The sequence below is a fragment of the Methylobacterium sp. SD274 genome, assembly GCF_017355285.1.
GTDB lineage: Bacteria > Pseudomonadota > Alphaproteobacteria > Rhizobiales > Beijerinckiaceae > Methylobacterium.
This window is the reverse complement of the sequence record NZ_JADIJP010000054.1, coordinates 1-11373: the sequence shown is the minus strand read 5'-3', so window position 1 is coordinate 11373 and position 11373 is coordinate 1. Positions and strand designations below refer to the sequence as shown.

Genomic DNA, 11373 nt, shown 5'->3' with positions numbered 1-11373 from the left:
GAAGCAGCTTGGCTGCTTTCGGTCGCAAGACGTTCTTAAGCGGACCTAAGATGACCTGCCGACTCCGGATGGACGGTCCAACCCATCGCAGGGTCGAAGTTCGTTGAAGTCGGATGCCGACATCATCAGAGGCGATGCGACCGGCACGAAAGCGCTCTGCCTCGGGAGACAGCGTGATTCACGATTGCAAAGCCCCGGTCACGCGACATCTCGTGCTGGTCCGGCATGGCCAGAGCGTAGCCAACCGATCCGGCCTGTTCACGGGATTGCTGGACTCGCCCTTGACCGAGCAGGGCCGGATGGAAGCCGAGGCAGCCGGGCGGCGTTTGGCCGAGCGCAGCTGGCGCTTTTCCGCAGCCTTCACCTCGACGCTGACGCGGGCCGTCGTGAGCGGCCGGCTTATTCTCGATGCGCTCGGGCAACCCGGATTGGTCCCCCAACGCTTCGCCGCGCTCGACGAGCGAGACTACGGCGACCTCAGCGGGCTCGACAAGATCGCCGCCGATGCGCGCTGGGGGGCGGAGCGGATCGAGACCTGGCGCCGCTCCTACGCCGAGGCGCCGCCGAACGGTGAGAGCCTTCGCGATACCGTCGCCCGCATCGTGCCATGCTACCTCCGAACCATCCAGCCGGCGGTCATGGGCGGAGACGTGCTCGTCGTTGCCCACGGCAATTGCCTGCGGGCGCTTGTCATGGCGCTTGAAGACCTGAGCCCCGCGGAGGTCGAGCACCTCGAACTCGCGACGGGCTCCGTCAGGATCTATGAGCTTGCTGCGGACACGGCGATCAAGGCCCGTTGGATCGACGGGTGAATCCGCCTGTCGGCCCCACAAAATGGGTCTCCGCAAACTCTGAAGGGGTCATCATTCCATCTATTTCAGTGATGGGAAACATCTAATCATTCCGTTGGAGTGAATGAACGGGACCTGGGATCCTCCGGCATCACATCGGAGCCATCCATGTCCGCGCCCAGACTTTTCTCCCACTCTCGTTCGACGCGTGCCTTAGCCGGCACGAGAGCCATCCTTCCGGGACTGGGCCTCTGTGTGGCGGTCACCGCCGCAGCGATCGGCTTCGAAGCCGTCGAGACGCACCTGTTCGGTCGCGCTTGGCTCGAAGCCTTGGTGCTGGCGATCCTGCTCGGGAGCGCGATCCGCACCGCCTGGACCCCGTCGCAGCGTTTCTTTCCCGGCATCGCTTTCGGGGCCAAGACCGTGCTGGAGATCGCGGTCGTACTGCTCGGCGCGTCGCTCAGCCTCGCGACGATCCTCGCCGCCGGACCGGGCCTGCTCTTCGGCATCGCGGGCGTCGTCGTCGTGGCGATCCTGTCGAGTTACGGCATCGGCCGAGCGCTCGGGCTGCATCCGCGCATGGCGATCCTCGTGGCCTGCGGGAACTCGATCTGCGGCAACTCGGCGATCGCGGCCACGGCACCGGTGATCGGCGCCGATGGCGAGGACGTCGCCGCCTCCATCGCCTTCACCGCGGTGCTGGGCGTGCTGGTGGTGCTCGGCCTGCCGCTGCTGGTGCCGCTGCTCGGTCTGTCGCCGATGCAGTACGGCGTGCTCGCCGGCCTCACCGTCTACGCTGTTCCGCAGGTCCTCGCCGCCACCGCGCCGGTCGCGGCGCTCAGCGTCCAGGTCGGAACCCTGGTGAAGCTCGTCCGGGTGCTGATGCTAGGCCCGGTCGTCCTGATGCTCTCGCTCGGCGCAAGCCGGCTGCGCGAGGAGACCGACGAGGCCGCCCCCGGCGTCACCGCCGGCGACCGCCCTGCTCGCGCCGGCCTCGCGATCCACCGCCTGGTGCCGTGGTTCATCCTCGCCTTCCTGGCGCTCGCGGGCCTTCGCTCGGCCGGGCTGGTCCCGCAGGTCGCGCTCGCGCCGATGTCGGAGACTGCCAACGTGATGACCGTGGTTTCGATGGCGGCGCTCGGTCTCGGGGTCGATGTGCGCAGCGTCGCTAAGGCCGGAGCACGGGTGACCCTGGCGGTGGTCGCCTCGCTCGTCGCACTCGGCGCCGTCAGCCTCGGTCTGATCCGCGTGCTGGGCCTCGCTTGAACCGATCGGATGCGCCCGAGGCCCGGTCAGGCCCCGGCGAGGCAGGGCGAGACGAAGAGCTCCCCGCGATAGGCCCCGCGCAACGTGCGCACGGACACGATCAGCCAGAGTAGGGTCAGCAGGCCGACGAGGCCCGCTCCGAGCCAGGCGAACCCGCTGAGTGCCGTCACTTCGCCGATCCGCAGGGTGGCCAGGGCATAGACGCCGAGCGGGAAGATGTAGCCCCACCAGCCGAGGTTGAACGGAACGCCGGCGCGTAGGTAGCGCACGGTGACGGCGAGCGAGAGCAGAAACCACCAGGCGCCGTAGCCCCAGAGGATCAGCGCGCCGATCAGGCCCGTGATCCTGAGGATCTCGGGCGCGCCGGCAAAACCGCCTGCCGCGAGGATCGGGCCACCGGCCTGCCCCAGCACGAGCAGGCCGAGCGCCCCGGTTCCGAGCGGACCGAGGGAGAGCCAGCTCGATGCGGCCATCTCACGCGGTGGCAAGTTGTGCAGCGCCATGCGCAGCACCAGGATCGCCAGGATGCTCAGCGCCAGCGGGACCGAGACGCCCCAGAGTACGAAGCTCGTGACGATGACGGCGAGTTGTTGGCTCTCGCCGCTCAAGGCTGGAGCGAGCAGGCCACCGGAGACGGCGACGACCTCGGCTGTCACCACTGGCAGCAGCCATACGGCCGTCATCTGGTCGATGCGGTGCTCCTGACGGGTGAACATCAGGTAGGGGATCGCGACAGCACAGATCAGAGCGAGCGCCACGTCGAACCACCACAGCGGCAGTGCGATTCGGACGGTCTCTGCGCCGAGATAGGGCGGACCGAATATCAGCAGCCCGTTCAGAAGCGTCGCCAGTGCCATCGGGATCGCCCCGAAGAACATCGACACCGTCGAGTGTCCGAAGATCCGTCGGGCGCCGTCGAAGTAGAAGATCCAGCGCGCGCCGTAGACCAAGCAGAAGGTGGCGAAGAGCACGACGGAGGCGAGCCAGAGCCCGAGCGGCACAGGGGCCAGCAGGGCATGCGTCGCTGGCAGACGGTCGAGGGTCAAGGCGACCACGCCAGTGCCCATCACCACGGTGAACCAGTTCGGCGTGAATTGTCGGACCACGTCCCGCGGATGCTGGAGGCGCGAGAGCGGCTTTAGGCCTGTGCTGATCGCCAGCAGACTGGATTCGGACACGGGGCGCTCTTGGGCTTCGGAGGGTCAACGCACCGGCTCTAGCACGACCCCGCATCGCGCGCCGCCGCGATAGACAGCAACTCGCAAGCGGCGCTTAATCATCAAAACAATCGATTAAAACTAGCTAATCAAACCATTAGTACGAATGGTTTCCGGCCGCTACCTTCTTGTCATCACGAACCGGCGTGACGACCCCACCAGAAGGATATCGACCATGACCCGTACGATCGCCGCCGTCGCCCTCGCCGCCTCCGCGCTTGTCGGCATGACGGGCCTCTCGCAGGCCCAGGGCCTCCGCGCTCCGCAGGTCCGCTTCATCACCAGCCCATCCGCACCGATCTACGGCGACGCCGATGGCGCCAACGCCAAGAACCCGGCACTCCCGGCCTACGCCCGTGGCCGAGGCCAGGAGACCGGCGGCCCGGCGCGGGAACTGATCGGACGCTGACAGCGCCCCCTTGGCCGCCGGGCATCCGTCCGGCGGCGCGTGAAGCCTTCGACCACCCGAATGGCAGGGAGATCCGTCATGACCCGACCCACCATCGAGACCACCGACGAGGCCTAGCAGGGCGAGACCAGCGGTCATATGCGCTGGGTCCTATTCTGGACGGTCGCCCTGACTGTCGCCGCCGTCGGCACCGCTTGGCTGACGATCATCTGATCCGGCCGCCCGCCATTGATCGGAGATCGGAGATCTTCGGATGATCGCAATCGGAGATCGTTGAGATCTCGAACGATCATTGGATGGAATAATCGTCTCGCCGTAGCATCTCCTTCACGGAGAAGACGCCTCTTTGCCGGGATGCCTTGGATCGATGACCCGAGTTTCCGGCGGCGAGACCGAACCGTCTCGACCGACGCCAATGCCGTCCGCCGACGGCGACACCGAGATCTAGCGACCGGCCGACGCGGCCCAACAAACGATTCCAGGGAGACATCATGCGCCATCTGCACGAACCGTTGAACCGCCGCCTCGTCCTGGGTGGCCTAGGGGTCGGCAGCCTCGCCGCCGCCATGCCGGCCTGGGCCGCGGGCTCGGTGAAGCTTCCGCTGCCCGGCGGCCCGGACGAGCGGGCGCTGACCACCGCCTTTCCGGGCAAAGGCGAGATGATCCTCCAGCGCACCCATCCGCCGCTGCTGGAGACGCCGTTCTCGGTGTTCGACGAGGGCGTGTTCACGCCCAACGACCGCTTCTACGTGCGCTGGCACTGGGCCTCGATCCCGACCGAAGTCGATGCCGGCACCTTCCGGCTCAAGGTCCACGGCCACGTCGATAAGGAACTCTCGCTCTCGCTCGACGCCATCGCCGGCCTGCCGCGCTTCGAGATCGCCGCGGTGAACCAGTGCTCGGGCAATTCACGCGGGCTGTTCGAGCCGCGGGTGCCCGGGGCGCAATGGGCCAACGGCTCGATGGGCAACGCCCGCTGGACCGGGGTGCGCCTCAAGGACGTGCTCGAAAAGGCCGGGGTGAAGGCCGGTGCCGTGCAGGTGCGCTTCAACGGCCTCGACGAGCCGGTCGTCGACGACGCGCCGGACTTCAAGAAGTCCCTCGATCTCGACCACGCCAACAATGGTGAGGTGATGATCGCCTACGCGATGAACGGCGAGCAGCTCCCGTTGCTCAACGGTTTCCCGCTCCGCCTCGTGGTGCCGGGCTGGTACTCGACCTACTGGGTCAAGATGCTGTCCGACATCGAGGTGCTGGACAAGCCCGACGAGCAATACTGGATGAAGACCGCCTACCGCATTCCGGACGTGCCGGGCGCCAACATCAAACCAGGCCAGACCGGCTTCAAGACGGTGCCGATCAACAGGATGGTGCCGCGCTCGTTCATCACCAATTTGCAGGACGACGCCAAGGTGGCAGCCGGAACGCCGGTGGCCATCCGCGGCATCGCTTTCGGCGGCGATTGCGGGGTAAAGGCGGTCGAGTTCTCCAGAGACGGCGGGGCGACGTGGTTTCCGGCGCAACTCGGCGCGGACGAGGGCCCCTACAGCTTCCGCCGCTTCGACGGCAGCCTGCCGGCGCTGGCCGCCGGCACCCACACGGTCAGGGTCCGCTGCACCAACACCAACGGCGTCGCGCAGGGCATGGACCGGATCTGGAACGGGGCCGGCTTCATGCAGAACGGCATCGAGGCCGTATCCTTCCAGGCCGCTTGAGGAGACCAGCCATGAACCCGATCCATCCGGCGGCCCTGATCGCCGCGCTCGCCTTGTCTCCTCTGGTGGCGCTTGCCGCCCCGGCCCCCGAGCCGATGCGCTTCACCTCACAATCCATCGCGATGCCGACCTCCGACCGGACCTTCCCCGACGGACAGGGGGCCGAGGCGGTCAACAACAACTGCCTCGCCTGCCACTCGGCCGGGATGGTGCTAACCCAACCCAAGCTCACGAAGGCGCAGTGGACCGAGACCGTGAACAAGATGGTCCACGTCTACAATGCGCCCGTTGATCAGGCCGACGTGCAGACCATCGTCGACTACCTGACGGCGTTGAAGCCGGCACCCTGAACCCCCGAATCCCGAGGCCGCCGCGCTTTTTTCGCCGGCCTCGGGGAATAGACCGCGCCTTCCGGCGTCTCCCCAGGGCGATGCACGGCCGGCCCGGCCTTAGACCACGGATTTCCGATTTCGAACCAGCCCTCACGGTAGGCCCCGGCCGCCGAACGAGCGCGCATGCCCGAGAGACCCGCTTCATGACCCATATCCGCACCAGCCTCCGCACCCTCCTCGCCGGAGCCGCCTTGCTCCTAGCGCAGGCCCAGCCCGGGTTCGCCGCCGGCTTCGACGGCGCGATCAAGAACAACGCACTGGCGCTGAACGCCGCCGGGACCGTCGCCGCTGTGTCGAACAGCGAGGAGAGCGCCGTCGTCGTCTACGACGTCGCCAAGGGCACGGTGCTGCGCCGCCTCGACGGCTTCGTCACGCCGCGAAACATCGTGTTCGCGCCGGACGGCGCCCGTTTCTACGTCTCCGACAGCGGCACCGGCCGGATCACGGTCTACGAGACCGCCACCGGCAAGGAGGCCGGCGTTCTCGCCGCGGGCCCCGGCTCGTTCGGTACGGTGCTCTCGGCCGACGGGGGCAAGCTCTACGTCAATAACGAGGCCGCAAGCACGCTGACCGTGTTCGACACCAGGACCATGCTCGCCGAGGCTGTGATCCCCGGCTTCGCGCAGCCGCGCCAGGGCGTGAAGCTGTCGCCGGACGGCAAGACCGTGTTCGTGACGAACTTCCTCGGCGACAAGATCACGTTGGTCGATACCGCCACCAACAAGATCACCGGCGAGATCGCCGGGTTCGACAAGCTGCGCGCCATCTCGATCACCAAGGACGGAAAGACGCTGTTTGCAGCCAACAGCGGCCGCAACACCATCGGCGTGGTCGATGTCGCCGCCCGTAAGGTCACCTCCGAGGTGGCAGTGGGCAAGGACCCCTACGGCGCCGCGCTGACCCCGGACGGGCACTTCGTCTATTCGGGCAACCTCAAGGACAACTCGCTCTCGGTGATCGATACCGGCACCCTCAAGGTCGTCGCCACGGTGACCGGCCTGAACGAGCCGCGCCAGGCGATCGCGTTCTCGGCCGACAACGCCCACGCCTACGTCCTCAACCGCGACCTTAGCGTCGCCGTGGTGGACCGGGCGAAGAACGCGGTCATCTCGACCATGAAGCCCTGAGGCGTCGCGCGTCGGGTGCCTTCTCGGCTCCCGGCGCGTTCTCGTCGTCGACACGTCACGAACGCAGGACAAAGACCCCATGCTCGGCCTGTTCCAGCGCAAGGACCGCCTCATCGTCCACGGAAAGGCGCCCTACAACGCCGAGCCACCGCTCGATCGCCTACGCGCCGCCTTCCTCACCGAGCAGGCCGACTTCTACGTCCGCAGCCACGGGAATATCCCGGATCTCGACGCCGACAGCTACCGCCTGACCGTCGACGGGATGGTTGCGACGCCGCTCGAACTGTCCATTGCCGATCTGAAGACGCGGTTCGCGCCCGTCACCGTCACGGCGGTAATGCAATGCGCCGGCAACCGCCGGGCCGACATGCTAGCGGTGGCCCCGGTCTCCGGCGACCCGTGGGCGCCCGGCGCCATCGGCAACGCGAAATGGACTGGGGTGCGCCTCGCCGACGTGCTGCGCGCGGCCGGCATCGATGCGGGCGATACGCGCCACGTGGCCTTCGAGAGCCACGACCGGATCGCGGACACGGACACGCGTTTCGGCGCCTCGATCCCGCTCGCCAAGGCGCTGGCCCCCGATACGTTGGTCGCCTTCGCAATGAACGGCGAGCATCTCTCCCCCGAGCATGGCCACCCCCTGCGCGTGGTGGTGCCGGGATTTGCCGGTATCCGCAGCCCGAAGTGGCTCGCCCGCATCACGGTGCAGGACCGGCCCTCCGACAATCCGATGCAGGCCGACGACTACAAGCTGTTTCCGCCCGACGTGACCGCCGAGACCGCCGACCCCACCCACGGCATCACCATCGAGGCGATGCCGCTCAACAGCGCGATCTGCGAGCCCGCCCGCGGCGCAGCGTTGAAGGCCGGCCGGCACGCGATCCGCGGCTACGCCATCGCCAGCGACCGCGCGGTCGCCCGCGTCGACGTCTCGACGGATGGCGGTCGCAGCTGGGCACAGGCCCGGATCGACCGCGATGCGGACGCACCCTACGCCTGGACGTTCTGGGAGATCGACTGCGAGCTGACCGCGGGCGAACACGAACTCGCGGTGCGGGCCTGGGACTCAGCCGGCCAGACCCAGCCTGCGGCGCCGGACGACACCTGGAACTACAAGGGTTACCTCAGCGCCGCCTGGCACCGGGTACGGGTCACGGTGGCCTGACCTCACGCCCAGAGTAGGGCGGTGGCCGCAAGGCCCGAGATCGCGATCAGCAGGGCCGCGATCCCGACGGTGAGGATGCGCGGCATCATCGGGATCTCGGTATGGGCAAGACGCGCTCGAATCGCCCGATCCCGCCATGCGGCGCCGGCGAACGAGGCGAGCGCACAGGCGATCAGCGTGAGCGACAGCACCTTCAGCGGCCAAACCGCCAGCACCTCCCGCAGGAAGCGCTGCGCAGCCAGGCCTACGCCGAGGAAGGCGAGCCCGGTGCGAAGCCACGCCACGAACGTACGCTCGGCTGCCAGCACCGTCCGGTCCTCGGCGAGCCTCACCCGGGGATCGTCGGGGGGCACGGGTTTCGCGGGCTCACTCATTTGATGTTCGCCGTCGCGATCAGGTCGAGAAGCGCGTCGGCGGCCCGGCTGCAGTAGCGCTCCTTGTGGCGCAGCACCCGGAAAGGACGGCTCGGCAGGGCGAACGCCGCCCGTACCAGGGTCCCGGCTCGAAGCGCTGCGGCGACCACGGTCTCGGACAGCACGGCGGCCCCGCCCCCGGCCTCGACGGCGGCGCGGACCGCCTCGTTCGAGGGCAATTCGAGTGTGACTTGGAGTTGAGCCGCAGCGAGGCCGGCGTCCGTCAGCGCCGCCTCGAAAGCCGAGCGGGTTCCCGATCCCGCCTCGCGCAGCACCCAATTGGCCGTTGCGAGCTCCTTGGGTTCGAGGGCAGTAGCCCCGGCGAAGGGATGGCCAGGAGCGACTACGAGGACAAGCTGGTCTCGCGCGATGGTCGTGCTCGCGAGCGTCGGGTCGTCCAGCGCTCCCTCAACGAAGCCGAGTTCGGCCTGCCCCGCGCGCACCGCGTCGGCGGCGTCGGTGGTGTTGCCCACCGCCAGCCGGATAGCGATCTCGGGGTAGGCCCGGCGGAAGGCAACGAGATGGCGCGGCAGCCAGTCGCTGGCGATGGTCTGGCTGGCGTAAAGCGCCAACGTCCCTCGTCGCATGCCGCTGAGGTCTGCGAGCACCAGTTCGGCGGCCTCCGCCCGGGCGAGCACGGCACGGGCCTCGACAAGGAACGTGCGCCCCGCCTCGGTCAGCTCGATCCCGCGGCCGACCCGGTGGAACAACTTGGTGGCGTGACGCCCCTCGATATTGGCGATCGCCGCGCTGACCGCCGACTGAACGAGGTTCAGTGCCTCGGCGGCCCGCGTCACGTGCTGCCGCTCGGCCACCGCCACGAAGATGCGGAGCTGGTCGAGGGTCATGGCTGCTGCCGATCCGGCGCGAGGCCGCGGACCTGCGCATCAACCGCCTGCGCGACGGTGAGCAGCCGGGCCTCGTCGGTCCGACCGGTGACGACGTAGGACATGCCGCCATCGACCCAGGAGAAAGCGGCGACGTCGCCCTCGCGGGCGAAGCGGAACACTGTGCGGCCATCCGCATCGCCCACGCGGCTGTAGAGCGTCAGCCGGGTGCCGTGGTCGTCGTCGTACATCAGCATCGCTGCGGATTCGGACCCAGCGGGCAACAACCGCCCGCCCATCAGGCGGAAGCCGTAGGCCGTGAGGTCGGGGGTGGTCACCGCCCGGCCGAGGCGCTTCGAGAGCCACGTAACAAGGTGCGGCTTCTCGTCGGCGCGCACCTCCACCGGATGCACCGCCTCGACCACGTAGGTGCGGAAGGCCGCCACTGCGTCGTCGGTCGCCGGCTCGGTTCGCGCAAGCGTGACCGTGGGTACCTGCCGCGCGGCATGGCCGAACCAGCCGGCGGCACCGCCGACCGCGAGGCAGAACACGGCCGCAGCCGCGACCGGAAGCCAGCGCCCGGTTATTGGGCTATGTCGCGAGCGGATGTTGGCCACCCGGAGCCGCGCCGGGATCGCCTCCTCGGCAATCGGCGCGAGGCGGGTACGCAAGCGCTCGCGCAGGGCGCGATCCGCCGAGACCTCGGCCGCCCGCGCGGGGTTTCCCCTGAGCCATGCCTCGACCAGCGCCTGCCGCTCCGGTTCAAGATGACCGTCGATCAGGCCGTGCAGGTCGTCCTCGCCGACCGGGCGCGGATCCCCGCTCATTTCACCCTCCTCAACAAGCCGGTTCGACCCGTTTCCAGAAAACTTCGCATCCGCTCCCGGGCTCGGCTTAACCGCGACATCACCGTGCCCAGCGGTACTCCGAGCACCTGCGCCGCTTCCGCATAAGACAGATCCTCGACCGCGACGAGCAGTAGCACTGAGCGCTGCTCCTCGGGCAGGGCGTCGAGTCCGGTGAGCACGTCGCGTGCCCCCATAACGGCCTCGGGGTCGGCACCCGGATCGGGCACCTGCTCCAAAGCCTCAGCGCCGACATCGATGCCGCGCCGGCCCCGGCGTCGAACAGTGCCGAGGAACAGGTTGCGCTCGATCGTGAACAGCCAGGCTCGCAGGTCGCCGTCGCGGCGACGTCCGGACCAGCCGGACAACGCCCGCTCCAGGGTGTCCTGGACGAGGTCATCCGCCGCTTCGCGGTCCCGCAACAGTGCGACTGCGTAGCGCCGCAACGCTGGGATCTGCGGTTCGATGAGGGCGGCGATCTCGTCCACGAGGCTTTACCGATCAGGGCTTGGCGATGTGCCACGCGTCGTTGAGGAATCCGTCGCCGGTGATGTCGCCGGGCTTCGTATCCTTGGCGAAGGTGTAGAGCGGCTTGCCCTTGTAGGCCCACTGCATCGTCCCGTCGTCCCGCGTCACCATCGTCCAGTCGCCACTAGCAGCCGAGCCGGAGGCGGCCATCAGTGCCGGCCAGTTGGCGGCGCAGGGGCCGTTGCACATCGACTTGCCGCCCATGTCCTTGTCGAAGGTGTAGAGGGTCATGCTCTTGGAATCGACGAGCGCCGGCCCCTTGGCAGTCTCGGCCGTCATCGCAGGCGCAGCGGCCTGGGCGGCGACGGCGGAGAAGGCGAAGGCCGCAAAGGCAGCGCGGATCAGCATGGTGTGCATGAGTGAGGTCTCCGGCGGTCGACCATGACCGCATCGGGAGAGATGCCGAACGGGCGCGTCTATTCCACTGACACACGAAAAAGATTGGTGACGTCAGCGTGACCGCCGACTCGTCCTCAACCACGGCATACGGCCGTCACCCAGGAGCAGTCAGAGGAATGATGCGGCGGCGTCACCACTCTGAAAGGCGGAGATCCGAGATCATGCCCTCGCACGGCGAGATCGACTGCAACGTCTGCTTTCAAGAGATACGTTGGCTTGCTCTTACGGCGTAGTTGGGTCGGGAACCGTCCATCCGCTCTACGACCGAGTTGGGTGGGA

General features: G+C 68.0%; 13 protein-coding genes. 7 read left to right on the top strand and 6 right to left on the bottom strand.

Going from position 1 to position 11373, the window contains the following annotated elements:
* Window positions 1-173 precede the first annotated feature (173 nt).
* Window positions 174-812: a 2,3-bisphosphoglycerate-dependent phosphoglycerate mutase gene (locus IPV08_RS23770; RefSeq protein WP_056186057.1), complete on the top strand. Its 639-nt coding sequence runs from the start codon at window positions 174-176 to the stop codon at window positions 810-812.
* A gap of 147 nt (window positions 813-959) precedes the next feature.
* Complete coding sequence (locus IPV08_RS23765; protein ID WP_056186060.1) at window positions 960-2057, top strand: putative sulfate exporter family transporter; 1098 nt, start codon at window positions 960-962, stop codon at window positions 2055-2057.
* Window positions 2058-2083: 26 nt separating this feature from the next.
* Here IPV08_RS23765 and IPV08_RS23760 read toward each other — a convergent pair whose 3' ends face one another.
* Window positions 2084-3235: a TDT family transporter gene (locus tag IPV08_RS23760; RefSeq protein ID WP_056186063.1), complete on the bottom strand. Its 1152-nt coding sequence runs from the start codon at window positions 3233-3235 to the stop codon at window positions 2084-2086.
* Between the two features lie 214 nt (window positions 3236-3449).
* Between IPV08_RS23760 and IPV08_RS23755 the strand changes: the two genes are divergently transcribed.
* The 5 genes from IPV08_RS23755 to IPV08_RS23735 all read left to right on the top strand — a co-directional run bounded on the left by IPV08_RS23755 (window position 3450) and on the right by IPV08_RS23735 (window position 8082).
* The gene (locus IPV08_RS23755) at window positions 3450-3683 is read left to right on the top strand and encodes a hypothetical protein (protein WP_018044302.1); all 234 of its coding nucleotides are present in this window, start codon (window positions 3450-3452) and stop codon (window positions 3681-3683) included.
* Window positions 3684-4174: 491 nt separating this feature from the next.
* A complete protein-coding gene (locus IPV08_RS23750) occupies window positions 4175-5398 on the top strand; it encodes a molybdopterin-dependent oxidoreductase (RefSeq protein WP_056186066.1) in 1224 nt (407 codons plus the stop codon).
* Window positions 5399-5409: 11 nt separating this feature from the next.
* Entirely contained in the window at window positions 5410-5748 is a 339-nt protein-coding gene (locus tag IPV08_RS23745; protein ID WP_056186069.1) for a cytochrome c, read from the top strand.
* A gap of 185 nt (window positions 5749-5933) precedes the next feature.
* Window positions 5934-6917 (top strand): beta-propeller fold lactonase family protein, encoded by a 984-nt coding sequence (locus IPV08_RS23740; protein WP_056186073.1) that lies wholly within the window; start codon window positions 5934-5936, stop codon window positions 6915-6917.
* 79 nt (window positions 6918-6996) lie between these two features.
* Window positions 6997-8082 carry a sulfite oxidase gene (locus IPV08_RS23735; protein ID WP_056186076.1) on the top strand — a complete coding sequence of 362 codons (1086 nt, stop codon included), beginning with the start codon at window positions 6997-6999 and terminating at the stop codon, window positions 8080-8082.
* Between the two features lie 2 nt (window positions 8083-8084).
* Here IPV08_RS23735 and IPV08_RS23730 read toward each other — a convergent pair whose 3' ends face one another.
* The 5 genes from IPV08_RS23730 to IPV08_RS23710 are packed head-to-tail and all read right to left on the bottom strand — an operon-like array spanning window position 8085 to window position 11052.
* Window positions 8085-8456 carry a DUF202 domain-containing protein gene (locus IPV08_RS23730; protein WP_056186077.1) on the bottom strand — a complete coding sequence of 124 codons (372 nt, stop codon included), beginning with the start codon at window positions 8454-8456 and terminating at the stop codon, window positions 8085-8087.
* A complete protein-coding gene (locus IPV08_RS23725) occupies window positions 8453-9343 on the bottom strand; it encodes a LysR substrate-binding domain-containing protein (RefSeq protein ID WP_056186080.1) in 891 nt (296 codons plus the stop codon). The genes IPV08_RS23730 and IPV08_RS23725 overlap by 4 nt, the downstream gene beginning before the upstream one ends.
* On the bottom strand, window positions 9340-10149 hold the full coding sequence (locus IPV08_RS23720; protein ID WP_056186082.1) for an anti-sigma factor: 810 nt from the start codon (window positions 10147-10149) through the stop codon (window positions 9340-9342). The genes IPV08_RS23725 and IPV08_RS23720 overlap by 4 nt, the downstream gene beginning before the upstream one ends.
* Window positions 10146-10655, bottom strand: coding sequence for an RNA polymerase sigma factor (locus tag IPV08_RS23715; RefSeq protein ID WP_018044293.1), 510 nt, complete (start codon window positions 10653-10655; stop codon window positions 10146-10148). The genes IPV08_RS23720 and IPV08_RS23715 overlap by 4 nt, the downstream gene beginning before the upstream one ends.
* A 13-nt stretch (window positions 10656-10668) precedes the next feature.
* Entirely contained in the window at window positions 10669-11052 is a 384-nt protein-coding gene (locus IPV08_RS23710; protein WP_056186085.1) for a hypothetical protein, read from the bottom strand.
* Window positions 11053-11373: the final 321 nt, after the last annotated feature.